The organism is Roseateles sp., assembly GCF_052436255.1.
Taxonomy (GTDB): Bacteria; Pseudomonadota; Gammaproteobacteria; order Burkholderiales; family Burkholderiaceae_C; genus Pelomonas.
The window spans coordinates 1-12953 of the sequence record NZ_JBQVNP010000011.1; the positions used below are offsets into that span (position 1 = coordinate 1).

General features: G+C 66.0%; 20 protein-coding genes and 1 tRNA gene. 5 read left to right on the forward strand and 16 right to left on the reverse strand.

Annotated elements, in window-relative coordinates; translation table 11 throughout:
* The 5 genes from ACT6S0_RS04585 to ACT6S0_RS04605 form a co-directional block, all read left to right on the forward strand.
* Positions 1–386, forward strand: a 386-nt coding sequence (locus ACT6S0_RS04585; RefSeq protein ID WP_444762714.1) for a hypothetical protein, incomplete at its 5' end; no start/stop codon positions are given.
* A gap of 77 nt (positions 387–463) precedes the next feature.
* On the forward strand, positions 464–1030 hold the full coding sequence (gene pgsA / locus ACT6S0_RS04590) for a CDP-diacylglycerol--glycerol-3-phosphate 3-phosphatidyltransferase (protein ID WP_444762715.1): 567 nt from the start codon (positions 464–466) through the stop codon (positions 1028–1030).
* Between the two features lie 220 nt (positions 1031–1250).
* Complete coding sequence (locus ACT6S0_RS04595; protein WP_056201680.1) at positions 1251–1523, forward strand: HU family DNA-binding protein; 273 nt, start codon at positions 1251–1253, stop codon at positions 1521–1523.
* A gap of 25 nt (positions 1524–1548) precedes the next feature.
* Positions 1549–1624, forward strand: a tRNA-Val gene (locus ACT6S0_RS04600).
* 232 nt (positions 1625–1856) lie between these two features.
* Positions 1857–2924, forward strand: a complete 1068-nt coding sequence (locus tag ACT6S0_RS04605) for a site-specific integrase (RefSeq protein ID WP_444762716.1) — start codon at positions 1857–1859, stop codon at positions 2922–2924.
* A gap of 3 nt (positions 2925–2927) precedes the next feature.
* Here the strand turns inward: ACT6S0_RS04605 and ACT6S0_RS04610 are convergent, their stop codons facing one another.
* From ACT6S0_RS04610 to bet, 16 genes are all read right to left on the reverse strand, one after another.
* Positions 2928–3182, reverse strand: a complete 255-nt coding sequence (locus ACT6S0_RS04610) for a helix-turn-helix domain-containing protein (RefSeq protein ID WP_444762717.1) — start codon at positions 3180–3182, stop codon at positions 2928–2930.
* 74 nt (positions 3183–3256) lie between these two features.
* Positions 3257–3508, reverse strand: coding sequence for a hypothetical protein (locus ACT6S0_RS04615; RefSeq protein ID WP_444762718.1), 252 nt, complete (start codon positions 3506–3508; stop codon positions 3257–3259).
* Positions 3509–3532: 24 nt separating this feature from the next.
* Positions 3533–4153: a hypothetical protein gene (locus ACT6S0_RS04620; protein ID WP_444762719.1), complete on the reverse strand. Its 621-nt coding sequence runs from the start codon at positions 4151–4153 to the stop codon at positions 3533–3535.
* A 28-nt stretch (positions 4154–4181) separates the two neighbouring features.
* Positions 4182–4508, reverse strand: a complete 327-nt coding sequence (locus tag ACT6S0_RS04625) for a hypothetical protein (protein WP_444762720.1) — start codon at positions 4506–4508, stop codon at positions 4182–4184.
* A complete protein-coding gene (locus tag ACT6S0_RS04630; protein WP_444762721.1) occupies positions 4498–4623 on the reverse strand; it encodes a hypothetical protein in 126 nt (41 codons plus the stop codon). Before ACT6S0_RS04630 ends, ACT6S0_RS04625 begins: the two co-directional genes overlap by 11 nt.
* Before the next feature lie 21 nt (positions 4624–4644).
* The gene (locus ACT6S0_RS04635; RefSeq protein WP_444762722.1) at positions 4645–4848 is read right to left on the reverse strand and encodes a hypothetical protein; all 204 of its coding nucleotides are present in this window, start codon (positions 4846–4848) and stop codon (positions 4645–4647) included.
* A gap of 46 nt (positions 4849–4894) precedes the next feature.
* On the reverse strand, positions 4895–5038 hold the full coding sequence (locus ACT6S0_RS04640) for a hypothetical protein (RefSeq protein ID WP_444762723.1): 144 nt from the start codon (positions 5036–5038) through the stop codon (positions 4895–4897).
* Entirely contained in the window at positions 5035–5373 is a 339-nt protein-coding gene (locus ACT6S0_RS04645; protein ID WP_444762724.1) for a hypothetical protein, read from the reverse strand. Before ACT6S0_RS04645 ends, ACT6S0_RS04640 begins: the two co-directional genes overlap by 4 nt.
* Positions 5374–5649: 276 nt before the next feature.
* Complete coding sequence (locus ACT6S0_RS04650; RefSeq protein WP_444762725.1) at positions 5650–6477, reverse strand: tRNA(His) guanylyltransferase Thg1 family protein; 828 nt, start codon at positions 6475–6477, stop codon at positions 5650–5652.
* Positions 6474–7916 carry a hypothetical protein gene (locus ACT6S0_RS04655; protein ID WP_444762726.1) on the reverse strand — a complete coding sequence of 481 codons (1443 nt, stop codon included), beginning with the start codon at positions 7914–7916 and terminating at the stop codon, positions 6474–6476. The genes ACT6S0_RS04650 and ACT6S0_RS04655 overlap by 4 nt, the downstream gene beginning before the upstream one ends.
* A gap of 5 nt (positions 7917–7921) precedes the next feature.
* Positions 7922–8608, reverse strand: a complete 687-nt coding sequence (locus ACT6S0_RS04660; protein WP_444762727.1) for a hypothetical protein — start codon at positions 8606–8608, stop codon at positions 7922–7924.
* Between the two features lie 34 nt (positions 8609–8642).
* Positions 8643–9434 carry a hypothetical protein gene (locus ACT6S0_RS04665; RefSeq protein WP_444762728.1) on the reverse strand — a complete coding sequence of 264 codons (792 nt, stop codon included), beginning with the start codon at positions 9432–9434 and terminating at the stop codon, positions 8643–8645.
* A 138-nt stretch (positions 9435–9572) separates the two neighbouring features.
* On the reverse strand, positions 9573–9956 hold the full coding sequence (locus tag ACT6S0_RS04670; RefSeq protein WP_444762729.1) for a hypothetical protein: 384 nt from the start codon (positions 9954–9956) through the stop codon (positions 9573–9575).
* Positions 9953–10204: a hypothetical protein gene (locus tag ACT6S0_RS04675; RefSeq protein WP_444762730.1), complete on the reverse strand. Its 252-nt coding sequence runs from the start codon at positions 10202–10204 to the stop codon at positions 9953–9955. The genes ACT6S0_RS04670 and ACT6S0_RS04675 overlap by 4 nt, the downstream gene beginning before the upstream one ends.
* A 1-nt stretch (position 10205) precedes the next feature.
* Positions 10206–12053: a YqaJ viral recombinase family protein gene (locus ACT6S0_RS04680; RefSeq protein WP_444762731.1), complete on the reverse strand. Its 1848-nt coding sequence runs from the start codon at positions 12051–12053 to the stop codon at positions 10206–10208.
* Complete coding sequence (gene bet, locus ACT6S0_RS04685) at positions 12050–12907, reverse strand: phage recombination protein Bet (RefSeq protein WP_444762732.1); 858 nt, start codon at positions 12905–12907, stop codon at positions 12050–12052. The genes ACT6S0_RS04680 and bet overlap by 4 nt, the downstream gene beginning before the upstream one ends.
* Between the last annotated feature and the right edge of the window lie 46 nt (positions 12908–12953).

A 12953-nucleotide genomic window follows, 5' to 3' on the forward strand; every position in this document is an offset into this window, starting at 1 on the left:
CCCCTGCGCCCCCGCCCCACGCCGCCTTGCCCAAGCCGCCCGGCATGCCCCCGCCCAAGCCGGTGCGCACGCATGAAGAACTTCGCCGCCAGGCGGCCGAGCGCCTCGTCATGGCCAACCCCGAGCGCAGCTACATGACGCCCGCACCGTCGCATCTGCTGACCGTCATCGTCCTGGAGGTCGAGGTCAAGGCCGATGGCAGCGTGCGCAAGATCAATGTCGTGCGGCCCCCGCGGTTTGGCCCCGAGACGCTGCAGATGGCCATCGATGCCGTGCATCGCGCCGCGCCCTTTGGCGATGTGCGCCGCCTGCCAGAACCCTGGCGGTTCACCGAGACATTCTTGTTTGACGAGTACCGCCGCTTCAAGCCGCGCAGCCTCGACTGATCCAGCGCATCGCGGCGCAAAGCATTCAGGCCGATACCCTTCCTCGCAGCGCTCCAAGCTTGGGCACAATGGCCGCCATGTTCCTGACGCTGCCGACTCTGCTGACCTGGGCCCGCATCGTGGCCATCCCGCTGATCGTCGGGGTGTTCTATCTGGAGCTCACGTCCGCCCACCAGAACCTGTTCGCCACGGTGCTCTTCATCGTCGTGGCTTTGACCGACTGGCTGGACGGCTACCTGGCCCGCAAGCTCAACCAGACCTCATCATTCGGCGCCTTCCTCGACCCGGTGGCCGACAAGCTGATGGTCTGCTCGGCCTTGCTTGTGCTTTTGAAGCTTCAGCGCGTGGACGCGTTTGTCGCGCTGGTCATCATCGGCCGCGAAATCACGATCTCGGCCCTGCGTGAATGGATGGCGCAGATCGGCGCGTCGCGCAGCGTCGCGGTCCACATGGTGGGCAAGCTCAAGACAACGGCGCAGATGGTCGCGATTCCCTTCCTGCTGTACGACGGCCGGCTTTTTGGTGTTATCCCGACGCATGAATGGGGCACCTGGCTGATCTACGCGGCCGTCGTGCTGACCATCTGGTCCATGGTCTATTACCTGCAGAAGGCGCTGCCCGAAATCCGCGCCAAAGCGCGTTGATGCTCCTCAAGAGCCGACTCGGAGACCGAGTTGTATCGGGACTTTTCCCGCCCCGCACATGCCGAGACACGCGTCTAGAATCCGCTTCCCGCGCGCTTCCCTGCCTTCATTCGATGGCCCTATACGGCTGCGCACTGTGGGATCGACATCCGCTTTGCTGTCCTGCACACATCCCTGCGCAGGGCTCAACAGTCCGCAGAATCGTCAAGAGGGGGCACGAGTGAACAAGTCTGAATTGATCGAGCACATCGCTAAGCAGGCCGACATTTCCAAGGCTGCCGCAGGTCGTGCGCTCGAAGCCGTGATCGGTGGCGTCAAGACGACGCTGAAGAAGAACGGCACGGTGTCGCTGGTAGGCTTCGGCACCTTCAGCATTACCAAGCGGGCCGCGCGAGCCGGCCGCAACCCGCGCACAGGCGATACGATCAAGATCAAGTCGGCCAAGGTGCCGAAGTTCAAACCCGGCAAGGCGCTCAAAGACGCCGTGAACTGAACATCCAGCCGGTTCCGGAATTCCCGGGCGCTTAGCTCAGTTGGTAGAGCACCTCCCTTACACGGAGATTGTCGGCGGTTCGAGCCCGTCAGCGCCCACCAGTTATATCCGTTGTAAATCAACAGCTTACAGCGATTTGACTGGATATATATTCAGCGCTAAACCAGCGACAAAGGCAGCCACAGGCAGCCTTGACCAGCCAAAGACAGGCGTCACCCAACCGGCAAACCACCGTAAAGTGCGTCGCTCCACTATTGGCGGGGCGCGCACGGTATGGCTGGCAAACGCAAGACGAGAACGGGCAAGTGGGAATATGTTTTCAAGCGCGCAGGCGTGCTTGATAAGCCCCTCTACCTGACGTTTGAAAGCGAAGCCGAAGGGGATTCCTACGCGGCCCGGCTCGATGCGCTGCTAGACCGCGGCATCGTGCCGACCGAGCACCGGGCGGACGCCAGGGTGTCGAATATCGAGCAGCTGGCGCGGCTGTTTCAGTCGGAGGCGCACCCGAGCGACAAAGACCGCTCGGAGCTGGACGTCATCGCCAAGCGCTGCGGCACGACTCCGCTGGCCGCCATCACGACGAAGTGGGTGGACGACTGGATCTCCGACATGAAGCGCATCGACAAGCTGGCGCCGACGTCGATACGGGCCAAGGTCGGGGCGCTGGCGCGCTGCACGGACTGGGGCATGCGCAAGGGCCTGCTGACGATGCCCGATCACCCGCTGCGCACGCTGCCCGAGGGCTACGCCCAGTACAGCAAGAACGACGAGGCGCTGGCCGGCGTCAAGCGGGTCGACGTCGAGCGCGACCGGCGGCTGGAAGAAGGCGAGTTCGACAAGGCGCTGGCCAGGATCGAACTGGGCGTGCTGCCGCGCAAGCAGCGCCCGCGGCCGTTGGAGTTCCAGCCGGCGGTGCGCTGCGCCTTCGTGGTGGCCGTCGAGACGGCGATGCGCATGCGCGAGCAGTACACGCTGGAAGTGGATCAGGTGGATCTGGCTCGCTCGACGATCTTCCTGGACAAGACCAAGAATGGCGACAAGCGCCAGGTGCCATTGAGCAGCGTGGCCAAGGCCGAGCTGCAGGCCTACCTGAAGGTTCGGACGCTGCCGGCCGGCGCGCCCGCCAATCTGCTCTACCCGTGGTGGAACGGGGAGTCATCAAAGCGCGAGCTGGCGCGCACCACGCACTTCCTGAGCAAGCTCTACGGCAGCATCTTCGAGACGGAAGGGTTCGGCGACCTGACGTTTCACGACCTGCGGCACGAAGCGACGTCCCGGCTGTTCGAGCGCACCAAGCTAAGCGAGGCGCAGATCATGAAGATCACCGGCCACCGCAGCCACCGGATGATGATGCGCTATGCCAACCTGCGGGGTAGCGACTTGGCCACGCACCTGTGGTGAGCGTCAGGCCGGGGTCGTGGTGCGGCGCCGTGGCTTGGCCTCGGCTGGCTTCAGGGGCGTCCGCATGCGCGCAGCCGTCTCGCGCACGATGGCTTCCTCGATGTGCTTGAGCACGTCGGCGGTCAGCATCACGTAGCTCCGGCCCATCTTGCCGGCGCGCAGTTCGCCGCTGGCGATCTTGTCGAGCACGGTCTGCGGGTGGACTTTCATCAGGTCCGCGGCGCCGGCCACATCGACGGTAGGGGAGTAGGTGCTCATGGGTGTGTCAGCCTTTGGCGCCCGCTGTGGTGGGGGTGTTGGTCATGGTGTTGTGCGTGGCAGGGGGACGGGAATCACGCAGGAACGCCGAGCTCAGCGAGCCGCGCTCGGGCTTCCCGGATTGATCGAGCGCGCCAGCCCGGCGCAAACGGGCGCTCATGCATCTCGCCGTCTGACCACTGGTCGCCGCAGCCAGCGCAGGTCCAGGTTGTGCCGTACCACTCGGCGTGTTCGCCCAGCATCCGGCGCGGACGCTGGCAGGTCGGGCATTCGTTGACCGCAGCGAAGCGGGTGACGGGTGGCGCATGGATGTGCAGGATGCTCATGGGCGTCGGCAGGGGCTAGGAAAGTCAGGCGCCGGGCGCCTGCTCGGGGCGGAAGCTCTTGGTGCCGTAGCCACCAGCGCGCATCGCGGCCAGGATTTCCTCGACGGTCGCCTCCGGCGTCCAGCCGATGACGATCTCAAAGGGCACGCTCTCCCTGCCGAAGCCGCCGTGGCTCTCGCGCACCCGAACCACGGCGCGGCCCTCGCCGTCAAACCTGAAGCCCCCGAAGCGGTACAGGTACTCGTCGCCCTCGGCGAACGCCTCCAACACCTTCTCGTACACGCGGCGCTCGTCCCGCACCAGCAGGGCCGTAGGGTCCATGCCAACAATCGGCACGAACTCCTCGTTGCCGTAGTCGCAGGGCTGGCCGGTGTTGATGTCGCGGATGACGTGCAGGCCCATGGACGGGTCTTTGTGCTCCTCGTAGAAACCCACCTTCCATTGGTCGATGCGGCCGGTCTTGCCGATGACCAGATCGCCCTTGACGGGCTTACGGTAGTAGGCGAAGTGGACGTAGTGGCCGCCGTAGCCGTCGCTGAAGGAATCGGCGTCATGCACGCGGCCGTTGGGGCGTAGGAGCATCGTCGTGCTCAGGCGGTCCACCAGGGTTGTCAGGATGCGTTCGCGGTCGGAGAGTTGTGTCATGGCAATGTCCGGCAATGAAGTATTGAAATCAGGCTGCGCGCTTGATGGTGAACATCAGCGTGCCGTTCTTGAACGACTGGGAGCTGTCGAGCTTGGAGCCTGCGGGCAGCATCAAGCGGGCCGACTCGTTCCACCAATCGACTCGCCAGGCGGTGCCGTTCTTCGGCTCCCGCAAGTCGTCGGCCGACATGCTGGCAAGGGTCTTCTCGGCAGCCACGCGGCGCACGCGCTCAGCGACAGCAGCCTGCTGCCAGGTCTCGTAGCCGTCTGGCCCTTGCACAGCGGCGCGCAGCCGATGAATCTCGGCCCACAGGGCGCCAGCGTCTTCCTCGTTCGGATCCAGGTCAGTCGCCATTGAATTCACCCCATTCCTTCCAGGTCAGCCAGCGGCCGGCCATGTGGCAGTTGAAGAGGTAGCCGCCAGCGGCCACCAGTGCGGTCACGATCAGCAGAACCAGTTCGGTTTTCATGTGCGACCGGCGAACCTTGGATCAGGGGATCGTGCGGCTGGCCGGGATGACAGCGGCGCAGATGAAATCGGCGCGCTTGGTGCCGGTGCCGAACTTGGCGACAGCGGCGCGGCCAGCGGCTTCGCATGCAGCTTGGTCCTTGAAGCCGACAACATTCGTCAGCGCCATGGAATCCTTGTCCGAAATCGCGCCGATGGTCACAAACAGGATCAGGGTGTAGAGCATGGTCAGTCCTTGGTGGTGGGCGTTGTGCCCTGTGAGGGGATTGAAATCATTCGATTTCAGACCGCGTGGACTCCACCAGCGCTTCCGCGTAGTCGAGGACTTCTTGCAAGTCGCGCAAGGTTTCGTGTATTGGCCGCTTGTCATTGGTGAAGAACGCGTCAATGACCCGCTTCAGCTCTTCTTTGCTCATGCCGAACTCCGTTCGATCAGGCTGCGCAGTTCGGGGCAGATGGCGAGGGCCAGACGCTGGCGGTCGCATTCGTCCATCAGGATCGGCTCGCGGCCGTCCATCGCCTTTCCGGTGATGCAGTCAAGGCACGCGTTCCAGCCTTGGGACCAATCGCGCATCACATGGCCAGTCGGGTACGTCGGCTGATAGGGCAGGGCACCCAGAGGCACGACAGGAGGTTGCTTCAGCTTCTCCAGCGCGGCATCGACGGCATCGCTCTGGACGAGTTCGGGCGCATTGCTGCCGGCCGTCATGCCCCATGCGCGTAGGTTCTTCTGAACGTTCTCGTAGCTCATCTCGCTCTCCAGGTTGTGCGTTGAGGTGCATTTATTGTTAAACATTAAATGCGCAACTGCAAGCTGTTTTTGTTAAACATCAAATGCGCTAGACTCTCGCCATGGAAGAGAAGCCGAAGCGCCCTCGCGGCAGACCGCCCGCTCCGCCAGAGTCCGCCCTGACCGCGTTCCTTGGCATGCGCGTCAGCCCGGCCTTGAAAGACAAGGTGGACCACCTGGGCCACGCCTGGGCGCGGGCCGTGCTGGAGAAGGCCAAGCCGCCGAAGGACGGATAGCTCACGGCGCCGTACCTTGTACCGGCACATGGGAAACAGGCCGCGCGCCGTTGAACACGACCGCCTCGCGGTTGCTGACCGAGCCGAAGGGCGGCATGTCCAGCACGGCGACGACCGACCGCTCAACGACAAGCGCAGGGTTCGTGCGCGCGAAGTGCTTCGGCGGCAGCGCGTCTATCTCTTCGGCCGTGAATGGCGCCGTGGTTTGCCGGCGCTGGACATAGGCGCCACGCTTGAACAGCGCAGGGTAGTCGTTCCAGTTGACGCCCTTGGCGTGCAGCATGTCGTGCTTGTCCCGGCCGTTGCGCCCCTGCAGCTCCCGGTGGCTGTAATAGGCCGAGGCCGCCATCGTGATGCTGTTCTTGGTGGCGTCCCACTCGCGCCACAGGAAGCAGTTCGCCCCCTCGGTGCGGTTGGGCACAGACCAGACGCGGGCGTCGAAGGTCGGCAGTCGGTCAGCGTACTGAGGCATGCGCTCCAGCACCAGCCGATAGAAGATCAGCGTCGCCTGGGCAGCGAGCTGGCTGGTCATCTTCGCCACGCGGCCGTCGAACCAGACCTGGCTCTGCATCGTCTCGCTGTGCCAGGCCAGCGTGATTTCGTCGCTCTGCGTGTAGCCCAGGCAGGCGCCGGTGTGGCGCACCAGCTCGACGGTCGTGTCCAGCATGCAGGCCGAGAACGTTGGATCAAACGGGCGATCCATGCCACGCGTGAACGAGTGGAAAGCCCGGCCGTCGATGCGCGCCAGGATGGGCAGCAGTGGCATGAGGCGCCGGCCGGCTTCCGCCGACTCGTACAGCTTCATGCGGTCGCCAAGATCGTCATTCATGGGTGATCCTTTACTGCGGGGGCTTGGACGGCAGCCTCGAATCGGCCCCATGCCTTGTCCACCATCGGCTGGAGCAGCGACGACATCCGCTCCCGCACCTCGGCCATCGCGTCGGCATGGCCGTAGTTGCTCGTCCACTCGTGGCGGTCGGTGCCCAGCACCTCGTCAAGCAGGGCGTCGATGTAGTCGCTGGCGGCGTCACGCTCTTCCAGGACCTGCATCAGCGCCTTGTCGTCAGGTGCAGGCGCGGGGGCTTGGGCGGCGGCCTCGGCCACGCGGGCGGCGAAGTAGCGGTCGAGCCACTTCTTGAGCCGATCCATCATGCGCTGCGGGCCGAAGGCTACGTCTTCCGGGTAGCCGGGCTCCCACTCCAGGCGCAGCGGCGTCCAGTCAGCCGGGATCGCGGTCTTGCCGTCCTCCAGCAGCTTGTAGCCGTCAGGCGCGGCGGCTTGGGAGTCGCCGCTGTTTCTGACCTTGAGCACGTCTTCGAGGGATTCGGCCAGCGAGAACAGCGGCGCCACGAAGCCGGTTCCGTACTCGCAGATTTCGTTCACGAAAGCCGCGCGCTCGTCGGGCGTCAGGCCGCGCCATTCGGGGGCCGTCCCCTTGGGCTGGGGATGGGCAGCGTCGGCAGGTTGGCGAACCGATGGCAGCGGGCCGCAGCCAGGCAGCGTCAGGCCGCCCGGCAGGACATGCACCTCGGTGCGGATGCGTTCGGCGATTTCCTCGCAGGCGAGCTGGTAGCCCGCATGCAGCGGCGTCGGCATGTCCACGTCAGCGCCGCCGATAGGCAGCGCGGCGACATCGGCAACGATCCGCAGCGCGCGGTGCACCTCCAGCGCCGAGGCGAACTCGATGGCCTGCTCATCGGTCAGCGAATCCCCCTCTGCTGGGGCTCGCATCTCTTCGTCCAGCCGGGTCAGGTCGGCCAGGCCGGCGCGGCGGGGATCGGGCTGGGCGGCAAGGGCGGCGCGGACCTTCCCCAAGTCGTCGCTGTGGGCGTAGATCGTGGCCGTCGAGTCGCTGTCGAGCTGGATGTCGGCGACCATCATGCCGGCGCCCCATTCGACAAAGCGCGGGGCGGCAGTCCAGGTCAGCTCTGCACCCTCAGGGGCTTGGATCGCGCGCAACCGGGCAATCTCGGCCAGGACCGCCTTCGGCGACATGACCTGCAGGCCCAGGGCGTCGGTGACGTTGGAGCCGAACGTCACCCACTCGCTGACGCAGCCTTTCGACGACGCCAAGTCGCGAGACAGCGCACCGGCGCGGCCCTCGGTCTCGAACAGTTGACGGCCCGTGATTTGCAGCTGCTCGGCAGCTTCATCCAGCAGCTGGGCGATGTCGTCGGCCGTCTCGGCTCGGCACAGGTCGGCCTCATCGCGCAGGCGCTGGACCAGCGACTGTGCAGGCTGGGGGGATTGGATTTGTTCGGTGGTCATCGCAGTCAGTCTTCCTTCGCCTCGCAGGCGCTCTCAACCTCGTCCTCATCCATGTCCACATCCAGGGTGGTTCGGCCGCAGTACATCGCCAGCAGCAAGCCGTCGAAGTCGCCCACGACGGCCGGAGTGGACTTCGGGGTGATGTCGTGGCCGCTCAGCTTGAGGGCGTAGATCGCCCCGTCGCCCGTGAAAGCGAGGCGTATGTCGGCGTGGTAGGTGTCCCGCGTGTTGGGATCCGAGTCCAGATACAAATGCCCGCCGCCGCTGCTGTACTGGGACGGCTCGAAGCGTGCGTAGAACCGCTCGTGGTCGTCTTTGTGGAGGCCGCCTCGGGCCTGCTCCAGCAGCTCCGACAGCTTGATGCGAGCAGGCACCTCCGGCATCACCGACTGTGCGACCCGCTCCAGCGCGGTCTTCAGGGCCGCCGCGTTGGCGCCATCGACAGCATTGCTGACCGCGATGTTCAGCATGTGCTGGAACTTCGCCACGTCGTGCACGCGCAGGCCGTGCGGCAGCGCTTCGGAGAGCTGCTGCGTCAGAAGCTTGCGGAACTCGCTGCGGTAGCCGGTGGCCTCCTCCAGGGAGTCCTTTAGGGCCTTGGTGATGGCGCCATCCAGCAGCGGCTGGATGCGCTCGGGCGCCACGGCCGCAGCCACGATGCCCTCGATGTCGATCTGGAAGTTGAAGTTCATGTCAGTTTCCTTGTGCTCGCGGAGGGGATGGGTTTCAGGCCTCTGCCGGCTCTGCATCGGCGTTGACGCGGCTGATCGCGGTGCCGGCCAGGTCGTCAGCCTTCGCCTCGTTGTCCTTCTGAGCGGCTGCTTCAGCAGCGGCGCGTTCGCGCTCCACGGCGCCACGTAGCATGAGCGGAACCGGCGCTGATGCCATGCTCGTGTCCTGATCGCGCAGCGACATCGTCACGGCCATCAACTCCGACTCCGCGGCGAAGCGAGTGATGAGCATCCCGTCCGGCGTGGTCCAGTGGAAGAGCGGCGCCGTCGTCCGGCTGCTCAGGTCCGCGCCCAGCTTGTCCAGCACGCCCAGGTACTTCGGGTTGAACGGGCCTTGGCAGCCGGGGCGCAACTCGCCGAGGGCCGGTGCCAGCACGCGCAGCACCTTCGGGTATTCGACCGCTTCGATGGTCGGAGGGCCTGGCTGTACATGCATCTCTTCCAGCAGCGCCGACAGCACGCGGATGCGGCCGTCCTGAATGACGACGCGGGAGTCCGGGCGGTTGCGGCAGTCGCGCGCAGACGCCGCGAGCTTGGAACTGCAGGTCAGCGTCTGCGGGCCCGGCGTGCGGCCGTTGGCATCAAACGCCACGCCGAGCTGATGGCCGTTCGTGGCGACGATCAGAACGCCAGAACCACACGGGTGCGGCATCAAGTGCACGCCGTTGAGATACCAGCGGATGTCCTGCTTGGCACGGAAGACGGCGACGGCACCGAACAGGCGCGCGTCCACCGCCGTGGTGATGTCTTCGGGCAAGTCGATGGCGGGAGTGGTGGTCTTGGTCATTGCGTTTGCTTCGCGGGTTGAGGTTGCTGCTCGCGCTTGGCGAGGTCTGCGGCCAGGGCATCCCAGGGGATGGCCGGCGTTTCTTGATCGGGTTTTGATTGCCAGGGCCGGGCCTGGGCGCGCTGGCGAAGGCGACGGCTAGCCATGGACGGGCTCCGTCTTCGCCTCTGCCGCCTTGCTGCGGACCGCCTTGGCGTACTCACGAGCGTTGGCCCCGATGTTGTTGAGGCTGCTGCGCCGGCCGTTGGTCAGCGTCACGGAATCGAAGGCGCGGGCGAGTGCGTCGGCGCGGGTTTCAAGGCAGTGCTCAACCGTGCCCTCGAAGGACCGGCCGAAGCGCTCGGTGAACCATGCGTCATGGCCGCCGAAGATGAAAACCGGAACGCCGTTGGCACGGTCAGCGCCCAGCGGATCGGCGCCGTACTTGCCGGCCCCCAGCACGCAGACCATGACTGCCGCGATCTCAAGGTCATCGGCCTCGAAGTGGTAGGCGTCGCTCGGGTTGATGAGGTTGAACTTCATGGCGCGTTTCCTTCCACCGGCTTCGCAGCGTTGAGCAGGCCCTGACGCTCCAGTAACGCCATCAGGTAGGCGATGTGGTCGCGACCCTTCACGACGAAGATGGCGCGCTCGGTGTCCGCGGCGCTGCTGCCGTCCATGAAGACGCTCACGGCGTCGGTGTCCTTCTCGGCGGCGTCCAGCAGGTTGACCACGCGGGCGCGGTTGTTGTGGATGGATGTGGCCTTGTTGCGGGCGGTGTCGGTGCTCATGTCAGGCTGCCTGCTGCAGCTCTTCAGCCTTCGCCGCGAAGTGCTTGCTGGCCTTGATGCAGAGGGCGCGGGCGTCCGACTGGCGGTAGAACTTCATGCCGCGCTCGACGCGGAACTGGAAGCCCTCCTGGGCGATGCCTTCGGCGGTGATCGTGTAGGGCGCAATCAGCGCCTGGATCTCGCCGAGGCGGACGGTGTAGGGCTCGGCCATGGTGGTCGCGACAGTGCGGCGGAAGGCGCGCACCTCGGGGGCTGGTGCCACAGAAGGGGCCGCGTCGGCGGCTTGCCCAGCGCCCATAGAGCCGACGCTCGGGCTGGTGATGACAGGAGCATCCCGGTCGGTAGCGTCGGGCGTGCTTGCCTCTGCCTTCAAAACCTGTTGGGAGTCCTGCGCTGCGATGTTCTTGGCGGCCAGGTCGGCGGAGGCTTGGCGCTCCAGGCGGGCGGCCTCGTCGGCGCGGGCCTGTGCCTCGACCGCCTCGCGCTGGCGCTGCGCTGCGGCCTCGCGCTCCAGCCGCGCCACTTCCTCGGCCCGGATGCGCTCGCGCTCTGCCTCGATGCGCTGCCGTGCGACGGCCCGGCGGCTGGTCACGAGGTTGGCGAAGTCCTCGGCCGGCTTGGTGCACACCGCTGGGAAGTCGGGAAAGAGCCCGGCCGCGTCAGCATCGTTCATCGCCTTGCGGTTGGCGTCGATCAGGTCGGCGACGCGGTTCAGCTCGATCTTGACCCGCGCCAGTTCGGTGCTGATCGCGTCTTCCATGCTGGCCAGGCTGCGCTTGTTCTTGATGGCACCCGGGAAGTCAGACGGAACGGAGAAGGACACGCCGACGCGGGCATGCAAGGCGGCGTAATGCTGCTGGGCCGCCTTCTGGCCGTCCGACACGATCTCGGCCTTGCGGCGCTCCTTCTCGCTGGCCAGCAGCTTCTCTGCCATCAGACGGTTTGTGCGGACCAGCGCGGCCAGCATGTCCTTCGTCTTCTTGGCGGTGTCGACGGTCTGGATCTGCGCCAGCATCTGCGTCTCGGCGGCGTCCAGCGCGGCCTCGGCGCCCTTCATGGCCTTGATCTGCAGGTCCAGGTCAGCGAAGTCCTGATCGGTCTTCGGCTCACGGATAAGGCGGTGCTCCAGGAAGTCGCGCAGCGCGGTCTCGAACGCGCCGAAGTTCGCCGTGATGGCGATCTCGCCGGTGACCTTGACCAGCACGGCGGGCAGGGCCTGCACCGGCTCGGCGACCACGGCAGGCACGACCTCGGCGGGCTGGTAGGCGGCTACGTCGGCCTCGAACTGGGCCCAGCCGGCCACGATGCGGGCGCGCAGCTCCAGGTTCGGCGTGTACCAGCAGTGGCGCTCTTCGACGAGGTTGCCCTCGTCGTCGAACTGGGCCGCGACGAACAGTGTCCTCTCGCACGTATCGTTCACGGCGTGCTGCTGTTCCATCTGGACCTGATAGTCAAGCGGCAGGTCAGCGCCGGTGCAGCCTGGCACCATCGCTTCACGCAGGCGCTTGTTCAGGCGCTTGCACTCGAAGCTCTGGTCATAGAGGAACGTCAGGCCGTCGAAGCTGGCCGACAACGGGCCGTTGGTCCCAACGACGGGCGACAGGTCCTCGCCGATGATCTCTTCGGCGATGGGACGGGCCAGCGCTTCGGTACGGTGGCCGTCGTCAAACAGCCGCTGTGTCTGCGCGTCGACCTCCTCGGTGAGGCCGGTCGCGACTTCCTTGAGCAGCTGCGCGCGGGTCTTGTACGGCGAGCAGCCCATCATGGCCGGCGCGTCGCTGGCGTTGAAGTGGTTCAAGCGGTGGGCATGCCATTCGGGCGTGCCCTGGGTCAGCTGGACGATGTTCATTCGGCGGCCTCGGTGGCTTCGGTGGCGGGGGACTCCTCGCGCTTGAGCGCGTTGATCTGGGCTGTCTGCTCGGGCGTCAGGGCGCCGCGCGCCAGCGCCCAGCCCAGGATGTCGTTCGTGGTCTTGATGCCCTCGGCGACAGCGCGGGTCCAGCGGGGCATTTGCTCGGCGAACTTGTCGTCGGGCCAGGTCGCGGGCGGCGGGGGCGGGGGTGGCGATCCAACAACCTCTGCCGCTCCCATGTGCTTCGGCTCGGCCTGCGCGTCCAGCGCCTTCCCTTCCATCTCTTCGGCCGTGGGCGTAGAGCCGACCTCGGGGAACGCCTTGCGCAGGGCCTGGGCTTCGGCGCACTTGGCCAGCTGGCCGCGCGGGCGCTTCGACCACATGGCATTGGGCGCGATGCTCTTTTCCTTGCCGCCCTTGATCGCGTAGTTCTCCGTCCAGTACTCGACGGCCGTGAACGTGGCGACCTGGCCGCTGGGCAGCAGGCGCTTGACGGTGACCTTGCACCAGTCGGGATACGTGACGGTCTGGCCGCCGATCTCTTCCGTCAGCATCGGCCCGAACTCGGGCTCGCTGATGCCGGCCATCTGGTTGGAGCGGCTGGCCTGCGTGCGGTAGAGGCCGACGCCGGGCATGACCACATCACGCATCTGCCCGGCCTTGCTGTCCCACATGGGGACGATGTGGACCGGCTTCTGCATGGGGTCCAGGCCGGCCGCCTTGCAGTAGCCTAGGACCATGCGGATGCTGCCGTGGTTCGCACCGGGGTAGAGGCTGCTGCTGAGCACGTCCAGCAGCTCGGGCTCGGACAGCGCGAGCGCGCCGCCTTCTTGTCGGGTGATTGCGTTCATGTGGTTGTCCAGTTAGGAAAAGACGCCGACCTGCCACAGGAAGGCG

What these genes read in the sequence shown, in the direction of transcription:
- ACT6S0_RS04655 (WP_444762726.1), bottom strand. Translation starts at nt 7,916, where the DNA reads ATGACCACCGAACAAATCCAATCCCCCCAGCCTGCACAGTCGCTGGTC.
- ACT6S0_RS04675 (WP_444762730.1), bottom strand. Translation starts at nt 10,204, where the DNA reads ATGAGCACCGACACCGCCCGCAACAAGGCCACATCCATCCACAACAAC.
- ACT6S0_RS04645 (WP_444762724.1), bottom strand. Translation starts at nt 5,373, where the DNA reads ATGAGCTACGAGAACGTTCAGAAGAACCTACGCGCATGGGGCATGACG.
- ACT6S0_RS04660 (WP_444762727.1), bottom strand. Translation starts at nt 8,608, where the DNA reads ATGAACTTCAACTTCCAGATCGACATCGAGGGCATCGTGGCTGCGGCC.
- ACT6S0_RS04635 (WP_444762722.1), bottom strand. Translation starts at nt 4,848, where the DNA reads ATGCTCTACACCCTGATCCTGTTTGTGACCATCGGCGCGATTTCGGAC.
- ACT6S0_RS04670 (WP_444762729.1), bottom strand. Translation starts at nt 9,956, where the DNA reads ATGAAGTTCAACCTCATCAACCCGAGCGACGCCTACCACTTCGAGGCC.
- ACT6S0_RS04680 (WP_444762731.1), bottom strand. Translation starts at nt 12,053, where the DNA reads ATGAACATCGTCCAGCTGACCCAGGGCACGCCCGAATGGCATGCCCAC.
- ACT6S0_RS04640 (WP_444762723.1), bottom strand. Translation starts at nt 5,038, where the DNA reads ATGAGCAAAGAAGAGCTGAAGCGGGTCATTGACGCGTTCTTCACCAAT.
- ACT6S0_RS04650 (WP_444762725.1), bottom strand. Translation starts at nt 6,477, where the DNA reads ATGAATGACGATCTTGGCGACCGCATGAAGCTGTACGAGTCGGCGGAA.
- ACT6S0_RS04630 (WP_444762721.1), bottom strand. Translation starts at nt 4,623, where the DNA reads ATGAAAACCGAACTGGTTCTGCTGATCGTGACCGCACTGGTGGCCGCT.
- ACT6S0_RS04615 (WP_444762718.1), bottom strand. Translation starts at nt 3,508, where the DNA reads ATGAGCATCCTGCACATCCATGCGCCACCCGTCACCCGCTTCGCTGCG.
- ACT6S0_RS04625 (WP_444762720.1), bottom strand. Translation starts at nt 4,508, where the DNA reads ATGGCGACTGACCTGGATCCGAACGAGGAAGACGCTGGCGCCCTGTGG.
- bet (WP_444762732.1), bottom strand. Translation starts at nt 12,907, where the DNA reads ATGAACGCAATCACCCGACAAGAAGGCGGCGCGCTCGCGCTGTCCGAG.
- ACT6S0_RS04610 (WP_444762717.1), bottom strand. Translation starts at nt 3,182, where the DNA reads ATGAGCACCTACTCCCCTACCGTCGATGTGGCCGGCGCCGCGGACCTG.
- ACT6S0_RS04620 (WP_444762719.1), bottom strand. Translation starts at nt 4,153, where the DNA reads ATGACACAACTCTCCGACCGCGAACGCATCCTGACAACCCTGGTGGAC.
- pgsA (WP_444762715.1), top strand. Translation starts at nt 464, where the DNA reads ATGTTCCTGACGCTGCCGACTCTGCTGACCTGGGCCCGCATCGTGGCC.
- ACT6S0_RS04665 (WP_444762728.1), bottom strand. Translation starts at nt 9,434, where the DNA reads ATGACCAAGACCACCACTCCCGCCATCGACTTGCCCGAAGACATCACC.